The sequence below is a fragment of the Nostoc sp. genome (assembly GCF_036916975.1).
Classification (GTDB): domain Bacteria; phylum Cyanobacteriota; class Cyanobacteriia; order Cyanobacteriales; family Nostocaceae; genus Nostoc.
The window spans coordinates 1-15,778 of the sequence record NZ_JBALFF010000010.1 but is presented as its reverse complement, the minus strand read 5'-3'; the positions used below and the strand labels follow the sequence as shown (position 1 = coordinate 15,778).

The 15,778-nt window shown below is 42.3% G+C and carries 13 protein-coding genes, 1 pseudogene and 1 riboswitch; of the genes and pseudogenes, 5 read left to right on the top strand and 9 right to left on the bottom strand.

The genetic code is table 11. The features are described from left to right. The first annotated feature begins 55 nt into the window (after positions 1–55). Together V7K73_RS01885 and V7K73_RS01880 are read left to right on the top strand one after the other, a co-directional pair. Complete coding sequence (locus V7K73_RS01885) at positions 56–892, top strand: ABC transporter ATP-binding protein (RefSeq protein WP_334876886.1); 837 nt, start codon at positions 56–58, stop codon at positions 890–892. A gap of 17 nt (positions 893–909) precedes the next feature. Next, positions 910–1,116, top strand: a riboswitch (cyclic di-AMP (ydaO/yuaA leader). Between the two features lie 199 nt (positions 1,117–1,315). After that, entirely contained in the window at positions 1,316–1,936 is a 621-nt protein-coding gene (locus V7K73_RS01880; RefSeq protein ID WP_334876884.1) for a universal stress protein, read from the top strand. Positions 1,937–2,229: 293 nt separating this feature from the next. On the opposite strand, the gene V7K73_RS01875 is transcribed toward V7K73_RS01880, so the two are convergent. Both V7K73_RS01875 and V7K73_RS01870 read right to left on the bottom strand, forming a co-directional pair. Continuing rightward, positions 2,230–2,442 carry a high light inducible protein gene (locus V7K73_RS01875; protein WP_334876616.1) on the bottom strand — a complete coding sequence of 71 codons (213 nt, stop codon included), beginning with the start codon at positions 2,440–2,442 and terminating at the stop codon, positions 2,230–2,232. A 124-nt stretch (positions 2,443–2,566) separates the two neighbouring features. Then, a complete protein-coding gene (locus tag V7K73_RS01870) occupies positions 2,567–2,779 on the bottom strand; it encodes a high light inducible protein (protein WP_334876614.1) in 213 nt (70 codons plus the stop codon). 735 nt (positions 2,780–3,514) lie between these two features. Here V7K73_RS01870 and V7K73_RS01860 point away from each other — a divergent pair. Together V7K73_RS01860 and V7K73_RS01855 are read left to right on the top strand one after the other, a co-directional pair. Next, positions 3,515–6,655, top strand: a complete 3,141-nt coding sequence (locus V7K73_RS01860) for an MFS transporter (protein WP_334876612.1) — start codon at positions 3,515–3,517, stop codon at positions 6,653–6,655. 906 nt (positions 6,656–7,561) lie between these two features. Continuing rightward, on the top strand, positions 7,562–8,437 hold the full coding sequence (locus V7K73_RS01855; protein ID WP_334876610.1) for an extracellular catalytic domain type 1 short-chain-length polyhydroxyalkanoate depolymerase: 876 nt from the start codon (positions 7,562–7,564) through the stop codon (positions 8,435–8,437). Between the two features lie 12 nt (positions 8,438–8,449). Here V7K73_RS01855 and V7K73_RS01850 read toward each other — a convergent pair whose 3' ends face one another. The 4 genes from V7K73_RS01850 to V7K73_RS01835 form a co-directional block, all read right to left on the bottom strand. Further along, the gene (locus tag V7K73_RS01850; protein WP_334876882.1) at positions 8,450–9,280 is read right to left on the bottom strand and encodes a dienelactone hydrolase family protein; all 831 of its coding nucleotides are present in this window, start codon (positions 9,278–9,280) and stop codon (positions 8,450–8,452) included. Between the two features lie 140 nt (positions 9,281–9,420). Continuing rightward, the gene (locus V7K73_RS01845; RefSeq protein WP_334876608.1) at positions 9,421–9,942 is read right to left on the bottom strand and encodes a DUF29 family protein; all 522 of its coding nucleotides are present in this window, start codon (positions 9,940–9,942) and stop codon (positions 9,421–9,423) included. Between the two features lie 4 nt (positions 9,943–9,946). Further along, positions 9,947–10,468, bottom strand: coding sequence for a DUF29 family protein (locus tag V7K73_RS01840; RefSeq protein WP_334876606.1), 522 nt, complete (start codon positions 10,466–10,468; stop codon positions 9,947–9,949). Positions 10,469–10,677: 209 nt separating this feature from the next. After that, a complete protein-coding gene (locus tag V7K73_RS01835) occupies positions 10,678–11,301 on the bottom strand; it encodes a class I SAM-dependent methyltransferase (protein ID WP_334876604.1) in 624 nt (207 codons plus the stop codon). Positions 11,302–11,394: 93 nt separating this feature from the next. Here V7K73_RS01835 and hemH point away from each other — a divergent pair, with 93 nt between their 5' ends. Beyond that, positions 11,395–12,561 carry a ferrochelatase gene (gene hemH, locus V7K73_RS01830; protein ID WP_334876602.1) on the top strand — a complete coding sequence of 389 codons (1,167 nt, stop codon included), beginning with the start codon at positions 11,395–11,397 and terminating at the stop codon, positions 12,559–12,561. 68 nt (positions 12,562–12,629) lie between these two features. Here hemH and V7K73_RS01825 read toward each other — a convergent pair. The 3 genes and pseudogenes from V7K73_RS01825 to purB all read right to left on the bottom strand — a co-directional run. After that, positions 12,630–12,860, bottom strand: a pseudogene (locus V7K73_RS01825) (DUF433 domain-containing protein); the annotation flags it as partial. Between the two features lie 448 nt (positions 12,861–13,308). Next, positions 13,309–13,869 carry a DUF4126 domain-containing protein gene (locus tag V7K73_RS01820; protein WP_334876600.1) on the bottom strand — a complete coding sequence of 187 codons (561 nt, stop codon included), beginning with the start codon at positions 13,867–13,869 and terminating at the stop codon, positions 13,309–13,311. Between the two features lie 450 nt (positions 13,870–14,319). Next, complete coding sequence (gene purB, locus V7K73_RS01815) at positions 14,320–15,615, bottom strand: adenylosuccinate lyase (protein ID WP_334876598.1); 1,296 nt, start codon at positions 15,613–15,615, stop codon at positions 14,320–14,322. Between the last annotated feature and the right edge of the window lie 163 nt (positions 15,616–15,778).

Below are 15,778 nucleotides of genomic sequence, written 5' to 3'. Positions count from 1 at the left end.
TGCAAATCTAAAATCCAAAATTGATTGACTAAATTATTCCCGGAGCATTTTGATGATGGAGTATACCCCATTACCTATTAATACCCAGACCGAAGTTCTACCCCGCCCTGGATTTTTAGAAATTGAAAATTTAGTCAAGTCTTATCCGACACCTGATAAAGAAAACTTTGTCGTTTTAGATGGAGTTAATCTGACGATTGGTGAAGATGAATATATTTCTGTAATTGGTCACTCTGGTTGTGGGAAATCAACTCTACTAAAGATAGTAGCTGGTTTAGAAAAAGCCACTTCCGGCTCAGTCAGGCTAGATGGACAAGAAATTCGTCAGCCAGGAGCCGAGCGGATGATGGTATTTCAGAACTATTCGTTGTTACCTTGGTTAACAGTGCGAGAAAATATCCGTTTAGCCGTGGATGAAGTGTTAAAAAATGCTAATCGTGCCGAGAAAATTAGCATTGTAAATCAACACTTGGCAATGGTAAACTTGACGGCAGCGGCTGACAAATATCCTGATGAAATCTCTGGAGGGATGAAACAACGAGTAGGTATTGCCAGAGCTTTAGCAATTCGTCCGAAAATGTTGCTGATGGATGAACCTTTTGGGGCGCTAGATGCACTAACTCGTGGCAAATTGCAGCGCCAGGTATTGGATATTTGGGAAAATAATCGTCAGGCAGTGATGATGATTACCCACGATGTAGACGAAGCAATTTATATGTCCGATCGCATCGTCTTGATGACCAATGGCCCAGCTGCTAGTATAGGAGAGATATTAGAAGTTCCTTTTGAACATCCACGAGATCGCGCGGCCATGCGAAACTCAAAAGAATATTTTGAACTTCGCAACCACGCTCTAAATTTCCTCGATCGATATTTTGCCCAAGACGAGTAAATTAGATTATCATTTTTTCTAGTGGGTAGCCTAATTCAAATTCATGAAAGCTGCATTTGGAACGGAGGAACCATATTGTGGGGCGTATCTTGCAGAGAGCGGCAATTTCAGAGTAAAAAGTAAAGAATAATTAATCTTTAACTCAGCACTCACCACTCCTAAGAGAGAGACACCTTCCAGTCTTAGCCCGTCAGCTAACTCCGTAGGCAATGGAAGGAACCCCCAACACTTTGGCTGTAATACAGTTATTATTGGGGTTTCCTTGATTGATTTAAGATTTTTAATTTTGGTTATCGTCACTCAATCTAAAATCCAAAATCGTTCGACTGAGCGTAGCCGAAGTCCAAAATCTCAAATTGATCGCCCTGCTTCTCATTGTTAACTCATTTAATTGGGAGAAGTAAAACTGTGCAAATTAAGCCAATGTTAGCACGTCTGCAAAGTGCCACAGGCCGAGATGACTTAATTGAACAAATGGTACTATTGCCAGAACCAAAAAAACCTTTTTCTAAAAAACCTCAAAAAACAAAAGCAGTTAATTTAATCGTTGCTTATGACGCATCTCCTAACAGTCATACGGCACTAGATATTGCCTTCTGGATTGCCCATCAAACGCGTTTAGCTACTAATGCAGAAGTCACAGTTCAAGCCGTTTATGTGCTAGAAGACAATTCAAAAAGCCAGTATTCAAATGTCTTGAGCTTACCAATACAACAGCCTGCATTTGAGTGCCAAATCAGTCAAATATCAAAGTCTGCCACACAGGTATTAACTCACCCCAAATTGCAGACAGTGGTAACTCCCCTACAACTTGCAGATATAATTCTCTGGCAAGCCCGAAGTCTGGCTGAAGAATGGCAAGGTTGCTTCAAATCTCATTTACGGTTTGGCTGCATTTCTAGAGAACTTCAAAAAGTTGTTGAATCAGAAGCTGCTGATATTCTGTTTCTGGGTTGCAACTCTGTTAATCATCCAATGATTGAGGCACTAGGTTCTAATTTCCCCTGCGCTGTTTTGGGTATTCCCAGTTGTATTGATGAATAATCACTGTTAAGAATTTCAGTGATTTTTATCCGATTGCAATCATAGATAAGTCACCTATAACTGGGTGGCTTTTTTTGCTACTAAATAGGTAGACGTAATTAAGATCAAACCTCACCCTCAATCCCTCTCCGATATTTTGGAGAGGGAAGCCGGAATTAAGGAGAGGGAAGCCGGAATTAAGGAGAGGGAAGCCGGAGGTAGGGCGAGGTTTTATATTTAATTTGACCCATTTACTTATCAAAGGAGGAGCCACTGCAACGCAGTGGCTCCTCCTAACTTTTTAGCTATTGCTGCTAATAACTAATGATGTGTAGCACGTCACGCAGAACGCTATAACCAGCTAAATCCCACAATAAATAGGCTAGAAAACCAATTGCTGCCAAGCGACCATTCCAAATTTCGGCTTGAGGTGTCCAGCCAAACAGAAATTCATTGCGATCGCGCCCGTTGTATTCTACTGCAACAGGTGGTAAATCTGTAGATGGACGATTTCCTTGAGTTGCCATTTTTTTTCTCCGATATCTAGTAAACTGTTTTACAAATCAACTTGCATAAGCTGGGCGGGCTTTCCTGCCCACCCCACAAGAGTTATATTTAACTCGATTGTGCAAATTTCAAATGTTTAATGTTCTAGTAGCCAACTATGCGTAAAACGTCACGCAGAACACTATAACCAGCTAAATCCCAAAGTAAATAGGCTAGAAAACCAATTGCTGCAAAGCGACCATTCCAAATTTCGGCTTGGGGAGTCCAGCCAAAGAGAAATTCATTGCGATCGCGCCCGTTGTATTCTACTGCAACAGGTGGTAAATCTGTAGATGGACGAGTCTCTTGAGTTGCCATTTTTTTTCTCCGATATCTAGTAATGTTTCAAGTGTTTAATCTTCTAATAGCCAACTAAGCCCAAAACGTCACGAACAACGCTATAGCCAGCTAAATCCCCAAATAAATAGGCAAAAAAGCCAATCATTGCAAAATGACCGTTCCGAATTTCGGCTTGAGGAGTCTAGCCAAACAGAATTTAATTGCGATATTTGCGATTCCATTCTGTTGGAAATAGTGGCAAATCTCTAGAATAACGAGTTGCCATTTTTTTATCCTCAACGATTCATTTGTTAACTTTAATGTAACTGTTTGTAACTAGACTTATTTCTGTCTCTGGGTACAAACCACAACCACTTCTTCTGGACGATTATTAGAAAGGTATTTTTTTAGACAAATCCACCTTGAGAGGGTGACCAAAAACCAATATGTAAATAAATGTAAAGAAGTTAGAAAAAATTACAATTCAAATAGAATCAATCGCTACAAATAAGCAATTAAAAAGTAAAAATTAGCTATACATGATTAAGATAAGGTGGTAATTTAATTAAGATTCTCACCGAGAGATAAAAAAAGTTATATCTTTCGCTGGATACACTTTTCAATCTTTAGAGAGATGCTTTAAATAACCAAATTCCACGATTCTGAGCTAATGATTTAGGTATTGCCATACGTACAAACATAGATAAATACTAAGAGTTGCTTCTCAAGAAAATCTTAATTCCCCAAATTTAAACCTTAGAAGAAGGAAATACAATGTTCCAAAGTACGGAAATCATGCTGGGACTCTATAAACCACTATTGTGGGTAGCACAGACTGGATCGCATTTAGATACCTCAAACGTCACGCGAGCACAGGCATCGGCTCTCATTTCCGGGCCGCACTTTTTTGTGGCTTTAATCTCCGGCGTGATTTTAGCCTTTGCTTTTCAATTAGTTCTAACTAATCTTTCCCTTGCAGCCGGTATTTCCTACCTGGGGCAGTCATCTGACTCGGATTCAAATAGTGGGGATAGTGGGGAAGCCGGAAGTTTGGGCGGTAACATTCGCAAAATTGGCACAGCAGTAGGGATTTGGACATTAGTCACTGTGACGATCGCCTTATTAATTGCCTGTTTTCTGGCAGTAAAATTGAGCCAGGAAATCTTTAGCCCAGGATTGGGAGCGATTCTCGGCTTGGTGATTTGGGGCGCTTACTTTTTACTCCTCGTCTGGGTAAGTTCCACCACCGTGGGTTCCTTAATTGGTTCAGTCGTCAATACGGCAACTTCCGGTTTTCAGGCGATTATGGGGACAGCCACAGCCGCACTGGGCGCAAAAGCTATCAATAACCAAGTTGTCGCAACAGCTGAAGCCGCCGCCGCCGCCGTCCGCCGGGAACTAGGAAGCGCCATTGACCCTACAAGTATCCGTGAGAATATAGAAGATTACTTAGACAAGTTGCGTCCTCCAGAGCTAGATTTGTCAAAGATTCGGAGTGACTTTGAAAATTTACTCAACGATCCACAATTAAAAGCGATCGCAGGGACTCCAGATATTCGCAACATCGACCGCGAAAAGTTTATCGAGTTAGTCAGCAGTCGCACCGACCTTTCCAAAAAAGACGTTAGCCGGATTGCTGATACCTTGTATAAAGTTTGGCAACAGTTATTGAGCCAGCAATCACCCACCGAAGACCGCCTGGGTGAGTTAATGGATTATCTCAAATCACTTCCAGCAGGACAAAACAAAACAGATGAACTCAATGCCAAACTGGATCGGTTATTAGCAGAAAAGGGTGGTTCCAAAGAAGGTGACCAAAACCAAAAGGCAGCCCAAGGGCCAGTGCAAAGTACAATCCAGCAAGCACTATCGGCTTTAACCGCCACTGTGATGGGACGGGCAGATTTGCCTGATTTGGATGTGGAAAAAATCTTGCGTAGTCTCACCACCGCCAAAGATAAAGTCAGCCAACAAGCAGATAAGCTAGGTTTGCCAACACCATCACAACCCTATAGCCCAATTCGGGCTGATGTCGAAAACTACCTGCATAACACTTATGCTTGGCAAATGAGCCAGGAAAAAATCGCCCAGGAATTTCGTGATGTTCTCTACGACCCAGCAGCTGACCCAGGAATAGTCCGCAGGGAACTAGAACGACTATCGCGCAACGATTTCGCCAATATTTTGCAACAACGCGGACTGCTTACCCAAGCCCAAATTCAGCGCATTGCAGATCAGTTAGAAGCTGTCCGCCGCGATGTGCTAGTGATAGTTACAGGTATTGAAGAAAGAGAGATAGTCCAAGACTTGCAACGGGCTGTGGAAAGTTATCTGCTAGTTACTCCAAAAGCCGATTTGACAGCAGAAGGTATTGAGCAGAATTTCAAACCACTGGTGCAAGACCCAGATGCAGATTATGAAACCCTGACATTGCGACTAGCCCACCTCGATCGTCAGGAAATGCGGGCGATATTGCTGCAACGGAATGATGTCCAGCTATATGAAGTAGACAGCATTATCGAAGAGTTGGAAAAACAACGCGATCGCGTCTTGGTAGAATCCAAAGGATTAGCAGAACAGGCGCAATATCAAGCAGAAACCCTGTGGCTGAATGTAGAATCATATCTGCGTAATACAGGGAAATCAGAACTGAATCCTGATGCCATCCGTGCAGAGTTCAAAAAGCTACTAGAAGATCCCCAAGCTGGAATTAGCTCAATTCGGGCGCGGTTGTCTCGCTTTGACCGCGATACCTTGGTGCAATTGTTGAGTCAGCGCCAAGATTTGAGTGAAGATCAAGTTAATCAAACCATCAATGCTGCTGAGGAGTCGTGGTATAACATTCGCCACACACCCCAAGCTGTAGTAGATAAAGCCAAAGAGCAATACGACTCTGTTACTACCACGATCGCAGATTATCTGCGGAATACTGGTAAACAAGAATTGAACCCTGAAGGTATCGGGCGAGATTTGACCAAATTGTTTGAAAATCCTCAAGAGGGAGCCGTAGCACTGCGCCGTCGGTTGTCGCAGGTAGACCGAGATACACTAGTGAAGTTACTTAGTCAACGTAAAGACTTGAGCGAAGAACAAGTCAATGAAATCATTGATTCCACGCAAACTTCGATTCGTAACTTTGTGCGTGCGCCTCGTCGCCTAGCAACCCGCACACAGCAAAGAGCTGAAACATTCAAAGCTTATCTAGAAGAGTATCTCCGCCAAACTGGCAAGGAAGAACTTAATCCTGAAGGTATTAAACGCGACTTACAACTACTGTTACACGATCCGCGAGTTGGGGTAGAAACTTTTAGCGATCGCCTTTCCCATTTTGACCGTTCTACAATCATCGCCCTGCTGAAAATTCGGGAAGATATGTCCGATGAAGAAGCGGCGCGGATTGCCGATAGCATTGTATCCGTAAGGGATCAATTTGTAGAACAAGTGCGGAATATCCAACGAGGCATTCAAGATGCAATTGACGGCGTTTTTGGCCGCATTCGTAACTATCTCAACTCCTTGGATCGCCCGGAACTTAACTATGATAGTATCAAGCGCGATGTCCGCACATTTTTTGACGATCCGCAAGCGGGATTTGATGCCCTGCGCGATCGCCTCTCCTCTTTCGACCGTGATACCCTAGTGGCTATAATGAGTTCGCGTGAGGACATCTCTGAGGAAGATGCCAACCGGATCATTGACCAAATTGAACGGGCCCGCAACACAGTATTACAACGTGCAGAACGCATACAGCATGAAGCCCAACGCCGCCTAGAACAGGTGAAACATCAAGCACAGCGTCAAGCGGAAGAAACCCGCAAAGCCGCAGCAACAGCAGCTTGGTGGCTGTTTGCCACAGCATCCGTATCTGCGGTTTTCTCTGCATTAGGAGGAGTCATCGCTGTAGTTACGCAGTAGTTTAACAAGTTTTCTCCGCTAACTTTTAAGCCTCCCATAGTAGGAGGCTTTTTTTTGTTTGGGTATCATACCATCTGACAATTCAGGTCATTGAGGGTTATTCAGGTTTAATAACTAATCAAGCGGACATGGTATAACTATGCCTTTCAATATAGTCATATAGGAATATCCTTTATTACTTTAATTTCAGCAATTAGATAGGTGGAGATAGATTTTTTTAATGCTTTAATATTATTAGATAATTTGCATTAGCCTATTCTCAATAGAGCGCCCCATAATTGCAAGCTCCTCGCTTCCTCTTAGGGGGTTGTGGGTGCAGTTCAGTTACCTACTCAACTGGAAGCATCCCGTCAGGTGTAAAAACCTTGATAGCCCTCATCCCCTAACCCCTCTCCCAAAAATGGGATTCGGGGAACTAGAATTCATGTCTCCCCTCTCCCAACTTTGGGAGAGGGGCTGGGGGTGAGGGAAAAGATTAGCACCACTCAACTGAGAACCGCTATAGTTGATCAAACCTTCCGTGACAGCAATGGCAAAATTGTTTTAAGTAGGTAGACGTAATTAAACATAAGAAAAACCTCACCCTCAATCCCTCTCCTTATTAAGGAGAGGGAAGCCGGAGGCAGGGTGAGGTTTTATATTTAATTTGACCCACTTACTTAGCTAAAATCCAAAATGTGAATAAAGTCATGCTGAAATTATGACTTTATTCCACTGTGTATTATTTTTTAGTATCTTAAACTGAGAGCAACACAGCAAATCAACTGTTTCGTGTAACAAACGAAACTTACTGGAAAACTGATAATTAAGAAGATTTGTTCATAAATCAATTTAATTAATATGAAAATCTATCAAAATTCTCGGCTTTTAAAAAAACTTCTAATAGTTCTACTTGGAATTAGTTTATTGACAGCGTGCGATTCCATTCAGGCTGAAGAAAAAAGTATAACTAAAGCAAAAATCTTGAATGGTGATAATTATGGAGAACTATATGACCAAGGAAAGTTACGCACTTACTATTTGTACACTCCAAAATCTTATAATCCAGACCGCCCAATGCCATTAGTTTTAGTGTTTCATGGAGATGATGGGAATGGTCGGTCTATCAGTAATGTGACTCGCTTCAATGAATTAGCAGATAAAAAAGGATTTATTGTTGTTTATCCAGATGGAATTGACCAAAAATGGAGCCTGAGAGGTAACACTCAAGGAAGGGTAGATGATGTTTCGTTTGTCAATGTTTTGATTAATCATCTTCAGCAGCAAATCAATATTGATAGCCATAAAATTTATGCCACCGGTTTTTCTAGAGGTGCCATACTTACCCAAGCACTGGCTTGTAAGTTACCTGATAAAATTTCTGGTTTTGCATCAGTAGCTGGTTCGCTCCCAGTTAGACTAAAATCTAATTGCCAGCCTCGAACTTCTATATCGATGTTAACGATCAACGGTACAAACGATCGCGATGTCCTTTATGAAGGAGACGATCGCACTCGACGAGGAGCGCTGCTTTCTATCTCAGATATGGTAGATTTTTGGCGATCGCACGATCAATGTACTTCATCAAATCAATCTCCTAACTTTTCTAAAGATAAAGTGAAAACCGCTATCTACACTGGTTGTAGTGGCAACTCAGAAGTATGGCAGCTAGCGGTAGTAAACGGCGGACATTTCTGGCCTGGTGGTTCCTCAACTGACAAAAGCCTAAATAAATTCAATGCAAAGCTGGGGCTAAACGCCAGTGAAACAATTTGGAACTTTTTTGAATCTCACAGTTCCTAAACCGAAACTTTGTTAAACACCATTTTGCTTAAACCACGCCAAAAGACGTTTCCAACCGTCCTTAGCATCTTTCTCGTGGTAGGAAGGGCGATAATCGGCAAAAAAAGCGTGGCCTGCATCGGGGTAAACGATGATTTCAGATTTGCTTTTCCGAGACGCAAGGCGAACGCGCATCTGCTCTATTGTATCAAGGGGAATACTTGTATCTTTCCCACCATAGAGTCCGAGAATGGGGACTGTCAGTTTTGATGCAATATCGATAGGATATTTGGGTTGAAGTTCGGTAGCATCGCCCACAAGTCGTCCATACCAAGCCACACCAGCCTTCACCTTGGGATTATGTGCGGCATATAACCAGGTAATGCGACCACCCCAGCAGAAGCCTGTAATTGCCAATTTATCAACATTACCTTTAGCTGATTTCACAGCCCAGTTTACGGTAGCATCAAGATCGGATAACACTTGGACATCTGGCACTTTGGCGACAATTGGGCGAATTTCGTCTATGCTGCTTAATTTCGAGACATCACCTTGACGGATAAATAATTCCGGTGCGATCGCTAAATACCCCAACCGAGCAAAGCGACGGGTGATATCCTGAATATGCTCGTGTACTCCAAAGATTTCCTGAATTACCAGAACAATTGGAAAATTTTCACCAGTCGCAGGTGCTGCTCTATAAGCAGGAATTTCGCCATCTTTAACAGGAATTTTCACCGCACCAGCTACCAACCCCTTAGCATCGGTGGTAATAACTCCGGCAGAAATGGGTTGCACTGCGAGGGCAAAACCTGTCGCCACGGTGGCTGTTGCAATAAATTTGCGGCGTGTTATTTCTTGCATCATCTCTACCTTGAAGAAAGCAAAAACTTAATTGTTGGTTAACCGTACAGTACTAAAATGTAAATACTACCGATCAGTTTACCGTGATATTAAGTGCCTTTGCTACATTTTCAGTAATATATATATAAAGAGCGATCGCCTTATTTTTCCCGATTTATCCAATTTTCACCACCAGCTAACTGACTGAGATAATCATCCATAATCGCTGGTAATTCCTTTGACGAATAAGTATATGTTAAAGCCAGTAAACTAATAGCTGTAGTCAATATCTGGCTTTTATCTAGCATTGCACACAACTGAGAGCGAGTAAATTTACCGTTCATTACTTCATCGCTAGCATCTGCGATCGCATCCTCAATTACTTCCTCTTCTATGAATTTTTCCCATTCATTTGAATTGATATAATAAGATGTTTGATTGTCTTTTAGATTGACTTCTTTAATTTCACGGATTGCATTGCGAATAGAAGCAGCCCAAGAATTTGTTAATCGTTTTTCTACTTGATTTTTAATCAAATGAATTAATAAAATTCTTAAAAACGATTTAATCTGCCGCAAAATTGCCTTTTTACTCATCCCCTCTAATTCATCTACAATTGCCAAGGCATCTGCATAACGTCCTTGCAAAATACTCTTTTTAAGGTCTATTAATTCCTGTGTCATTTTTTTACCGCCTACCTGCTTTCCAATCTTCGCCACCGACTAGCTGAGTTAAATTTTCAGCGACAACTGCGGGTAACTCCTTAGCTGAATAAGAATAAGTTAGCGCTAAAAACTTCAAAGCAGTCTGAATTATCTGGTTTATATCTAACATTTTAGCAAGTTGAAATTGATTATATACTCCATCCATTACTTCATCACTCGCATCTGCGATCGCATCCTCAATTACTTCCTCATTTATGAAATTCTCCCAATCATCTAAATTAATGTAGTAAGATGTTTTATTATCTTTGATATTTAGCTTTTTAATTTCTCGGATTGAATTACGAATAGAAGCCGCCCAAGAATTTGTTAATCGCTGTTCTAATTGGTTCTTAATCAAATGAATCAGCAAAATCCTTAAATAAGCTTGGATATTCCGCAGAATAGCTTGTTTACTCATGCCTTCTAATTCATCAACAATTGCCAAGGCATCTGCATAACGTCCTTCCAAAATACTCTTTTTGAGGTCTATTAGTTCCTGCGTCATTTTTTCACTTCCTACCTGCTTAAGTGCTATACAAGTAAGTGCGTCAAATTAAATAAAAAACCTCACTCTACCTCCAGCTTCCCTCTCCTTAATAAGGAGAGGGATTGAGGGTGAGGTTTATTATATTTAATTACGTCTACCTACTTAACAATTACCTATACTTTATTAATAGCAGGTTATCTTAGCTGCCATTAATAAAGCAGTATTGTTCACTTTTTAGCCTGTATCACTTGCAAACTACCACCTGCATATAAAGTTGGCTCATTCACATTAAATCCAGTCTCAGTTAACAATCCAGGCAAATCAGTTTTCAACAATTGCCAAGCTGTTTCAGTTTCAAACAACAACAAAAACACTGATACCCCAGGCCAAAATATCGGATTTGTAGGAGTATGAAAATCCACCAGTGTAAATATCCCTCCTGGCTTCAACACCCGATAAACTTCACTAATAATTTTTCGCAATTGCTCAGGCTGCATCTCGTGTAAAGCAACGCTGGTATGCACCACATCAAATAGATTATCTGCAAATGGCATCTTCTCGGCAAAAGCTTCGAGATAGACTGCTAATGGTACATTTTGCCGCGCCCGTTGCAAAGACTTGGGTGAGGCATCCAATCCTGTTACATTTTGTGATAATTTTACCAAAAATTGCGTTGTTTGGCCACTGCCGCAACATAAATCTAAAACCTGAGTATCTGAGTGAATTATTAAGCCTTGTAAAGCAAGTTGTCGAAAACGGGCTTCACCACCTACACTTAAGGCTGCTAAACGAGAGATACCATCATACAGCCACTGATAACGGTAACTCCAATCTCTTAAAATTGTTGCCATTGCATATTTCCTTGCTATTAAGCTTTATATTTAATAAAGATATATTGTTAACATTAGTAAAAAACCTGAAAAGATTGGGGGAAATTAACTGCTATGGGTCGTGTAGGCGTCTTATTACTCAATCTCGGTGGCCCCGATAAGCTAGAGGATGTGGGGCCCTTTTTGTACAACCTATTTTCCGATCCGGAAATTATTCGCCTACCATTTCGCTGGTTGCAAAAGCCCCTAGCCTGGTTTATTGCCTCACGCCGAACCAGAACATCTCAAGAGAATTATAAGCAAATCGGTGGTGGTTCTCCACTGCGGCGGATCACAGAAGCCCAAGGGGAAGCTTTAAAAAAACAGTTGGGTTATTTAGGACAAGAAGCCAAGATTTACGTCGGAATGCGTTATTGGAATCCCTATACAGAAGAGGCGATCGCACAGATTACTCAAGATAATATAGAACACCTGGTAATATTACCACTATATCCCCAGTTTTCTATCAGTACCAGTGGTTCTAGCTTCCGGCTTTTAGAAAAACTTTGGCAAGAAGACCCAAAGCTTCAACCCATTGATTACACCGTCATTCCTTCCTGGTACAAAGAACCAGGCTACCTGCAAGCAATGGCGGAACTCATAGCCCAAGAACTACAACAGTTTCCTAACCCGGATGAGGTTCATATCTTCTTCAGCGCTCACGGCGTTCCGAAAAGCTACGTTGAAGAGGCTGGCGACCCTTACCAGCAAGAAATTGAGGAATGTACTGCTCTAATTATGCAGACCCTCAATCGACCCAATGTCCACACCTTAGCTTACCAAAGTCGCGTCGGCCCAGTAGAATGGCTCCAACCTTATACTGAGGATGCCCTCAAAGAACTAGGTGCAAAGGGCGTGAAAGATTTGGTTGTCGTGCCTATCAGTTTTGTCTCAGAACACATCGAGACTCTGCAAGAAATTGATATTGAATATCGAGAAGTAGCAGAAGAAGCAGGAATTCATAATTTCCGCCGCGTACCTGCTCCTAATACCCATCCAGTATTTATTAATGCACTGGCAAAATTAGTCATTGATGCGCTGAGAAACCCCAGTTTCAAGCTTTCGCAAGCTGCCCAAATGAAAAAAATGGTGAAAATGTATCCACAAGAGCGTTGGGAATGGGGACTGACTACTAGTGCTGAAGTATGGAATGGTCGAATTGCCATGCTGGGCTTTATTGCATTAATCATCGAGTTGATTACCGGTCACGGATTCTTGCACATGATTGGGCTTTTGCAATAAAAAGTATTGGAGGAGAGTGGCAGGGAGATGAGGGAGATGAGGAGAGAAACAAAACTCCTCACTCTTAAGGCTGTCAACCGCACAAAATAAGTCCGTCGTGCAGCAAACAGAAGACAAGCTTGAATATCTTCTGGTTCTGAATCGGGAAAGTCTTCTAAAATTTCGCTAACCGTGACATTTTCCGCTAACATTTCTAAAATGTCACTAACTCTAATTCTCATACCTCGAATGCAAGGACGACCCCCACATTGACCCGGAATTTGCGTAATACGAGTCAATAATTCATTCATTGAGTTAATTAGTTATTTGACTAGCAAATAATATTTTACCATGTCACTAGTTTTGCACTTTTTTTAACTAGTTCCGTGGGTTTAAGTCCCCCGGTTCTAAAAATAAGCAAGTAATGCGATTGGGGACTGCGAATGCAAAGTTGCTCCTGTAGTGCGCTCCGCGCATCCTGCGGCGGGGGAAACCCCAAGACCGCACTTTGCGCTAAATCCCACGTTGTAATGCGAGTCCCAAATCGTCCCCACAAAAGCACTCTTCATTACAAAACAAAATTTACGTATGGCCTTTTGGGCCATGAAAACCGCGCAGCGTGCCGGAGGCTCTATTACGAATTACGTACAGCCCTTTGGGCATGAAAACCGCGGAGCGTGCCGGAGGCTCTATTACGAATTATTTAAATTCCTAGCTATTAACTCAGCATGAGCTAAACCATAGCTATCCGCTAACAGCACTTAGTACTCAGCACTTTTTTGCCCTATTCCCTATTCCCCTGTGATACCAGTCATACCACTGCTTGGCACTACGAACTGCAAACCAGAGCAATATTAAAGCAATTAATCCTCCTTGCCAGGGAGCGCCAAAGGCAAAAAGTACTAGAGCAACACATAAGGTATCTTGAAGAAAGACTGCCCACAACGGTAAGCCGCGTAACCGATAAAACCAACCAACTTGAACTAGCTGGAGTACTAAAGCTAACGAACCCCCAATACAGGCAATAATCCAGCTTGGCGTTGCTGTTGCATTGGCTACTGCTAACCCCATAATTGCCCCCACGATGGGAGACATGAATAATTGAACTAGTTGTAGTAATCTTTGCCCCCATAGCTTTTTTGAGCCTAATAATTCAACTAAAGACCAACAGATGAGGCAGGCTAATAATATTGGTGGAGAAATGTGAGATAAAATTGGAACTTGCGACCACAAGCTAGTACCTTGCAACAATCCAACGAGCAACAAAGGTGTAGCTATTCTCATTCCTGCCGCCGCCGAAGCTGAAAGTGTGGCTAGGATTTCAATCATGAAAGCACTCGAAGCACTAATAAATAAATAAATATGTGTTATTTATACTACCCAGTGTTATCAAAAATTCCAGCACCAAATTAACAGTTTTCAGCAATGCAATACTAAAGATTTTTGGTATTTTTATATATTCTTTTTGAAAAAGTTTGCATATTTTTTGAATAACAGGTTATTAGTGAGCGCTTAAGCGCTGACTACAAGGGACTTCCAAGAAATAAATTACCCAAAGAAACGAACCACAGAGGCAAGGCAGCGCGGTCTTGGGGGTTTCCCCCATGAGCGACTGCCGCACAGAGGAGCCAGTGCGCCCTTGCGGGTTAAGAGACTTGTCCCTTGCGCGTCTCCCCTTGGGAGAAGCAACTGGCGCGACACAGAGGAATGAGGAGGAGAGAGTTTTTTCGTCTGTTTTTTGGGTATTTTTTTATTTGGAAGTCCCCAAGCAAATTAATCCTAAATTCCCAACCGTTGATAAACCTCTTCTAAATGGCTCAGATGCTGCTGGGGGTCAAAACAGACTTCTAGTTCTGCTGGGGACAACTTTTCGGTAACGCGAGGATCTTTGCTAATCAAGCCTTGGAAATTACCTTCTGGCTTGTTCCAAGCGGCGTGAGCGCTTTCTTGAACGATCGCATACGCATCTTCTCTGTTGCTTCCTTTGTCTATCAAGGCAAGCAAGACTTTTTGACTGAACACAACGCCGCCGTAGCAGTTGAGATTTCTTTCCATGTTTTCAGGATAAACCAACAGGTTTTTCACCAAGTCGGTTATTTCTATTAACATAAAATGCGTCAAAGTGCAAGCATCTGGCAAAATCACCCGTTCTACAGAACTATGGGAAATATCCCGCTCATGCCAAAGAGCGACGTTTTCTAAAGCTGCACCTGCATGGCTTCTGACGAGTCGCGCCATTCCCGTCAGCCGTTCTGAACGAATGGGATTGCGCTTGTGTGGCATTGCCGATGAGCCTTTTTGACCTTTGGAGAAAAATTCTTCAACTTCGAGAACGTCTGTTTTTTGTAGGTTGCGAATTTCTACAGCAAAACGTTCGATGGATGCTGCTACTAAAGCTAATTGTTGCACATAGTCGGCGTGGCGATCGCGGGAAATAACTTGAGTTGAGGCTGTATCGGGTTTGAGTCCGAGTTTTTGGCAAGCGATCGCTTCTACACGCGGTTCAACGTTAGCATAAGTTCCTACCGCACCAGACATTTTACCCACAGCGATCGTTTCGTGGAGAATTTTCAGGCGTTCTTGGTGTCGCAACACTTCTGCTAACCAGCCAGCTAGCTTGAACCCAAAAGTAATCGGTTCAGCATGAATACCATGCGATCGGCCAGCCATCACTGTATGACGATGTTCCCCTGCTTTTTGGCGAATTACCTGAATCAAATCTTCCAGACGTTGCAATAATATATCCAGGCTGGCAACCAATTGCAGTGCTAAAGCTGTATCCAAAACATCCGAACTAGTTAAACCAAGGTGAATATAGCGTCCGGCATCCCCAACATATTCGTTGACATTTGTCAAGAAAGCAATAACATCGTGGCGGACTACAGCCTCAATTTCCAACACCCGCTTTGGATCAAAATCTGCCTTGGCCTTAATTTCCTCAACCGCCTCAGATGGAATGTAACCCAGTTCAGCTTGAGCCTCGCAAACAGCAATTTCGACTTGCAGCCAAGTTTTTAGTTTATAGGCTTCACTCCACAGATTAGCCATTTCGGGCAAAGTATAACGCTCAATCACAGTTTGGCACAGAATACAACCGTCATATTTTACCGGAAATTTGGGTTTAAAGCCCCGCACTTCTAGGGCGGCTGTGCGATTTGTTCACTCGAAATGAATAGAAATATTCAGGGATGAGTGACATTTGAGAGATAACCCATTGGGTTGAGTTCGCACTTTTTAA

Excerpts from the sequence above, each read along its gene's own strand:
- V7K73_RS01880 (WP_334876884.1), top strand. The coding sequence starts at position 1,316 with ATGTTAGCACGTCTGCAAAGTGCCACAGGCCGAGATGACTTAATTGAA.
- V7K73_RS01840 (WP_334876606.1), bottom strand. The coding sequence starts at position 10,468 with ATGACGCAGGAACTAATAGACCTCAAAAAGAGTATTTTGGAAGGACGT.
- V7K73_RS01835 (WP_334876604.1), bottom strand. The coding sequence starts at position 11,301 with ATGGCAACAATTTTAAGAGATTGGAGTTACCGTTATCAGTGGCTGTAT.
- V7K73_RS01860 (WP_334876612.1), top strand. The coding sequence starts at position 3,515 with ATGTTCCAAAGTACGGAAATCATGCTGGGACTCTATAAACCACTATTG.
- V7K73_RS01850 (WP_334876882.1), bottom strand. The coding sequence starts at position 9,280 with ATGCAAGAAATAACACGCCGCAAATTTATTGCAACAGCCACCGTGGCG.
- V7K73_RS01845 (WP_334876608.1), bottom strand. The coding sequence starts at position 9,942 with ATGACACAGGAATTAATAGACCTTAAAAAGAGTATTTTGCAAGGACGT.
- V7K73_RS01820 (WP_334876600.1), bottom strand. The coding sequence starts at position 13,869 with ATGATTGAAATCCTAGCCACACTTTCAGCTTCGGCGGCGGCAGGAATG.
- V7K73_RS01870 (WP_334876614.1), bottom strand. The coding sequence starts at position 2,779 with ATGGCAACTCAAGAGACTCGTCCATCTACAGATTTACCACCTGTTGCA.
- hemH (WP_334876602.1), top strand. The coding sequence starts at position 11,395 with ATGGGTCGTGTAGGCGTCTTATTACTCAATCTCGGTGGCCCCGATAAG.
- V7K73_RS01885 (WP_334876886.1), top strand. The coding sequence starts at position 56 with ATGGAGTATACCCCATTACCTATTAATACCCAGACCGAAGTTCTACCC.
- V7K73_RS01875 (WP_334876616.1), bottom strand. The coding sequence starts at position 2,442 with ATGGCAACTCAAGGAAATCGTCCATCTACAGATTTACCACCTGTTGCA.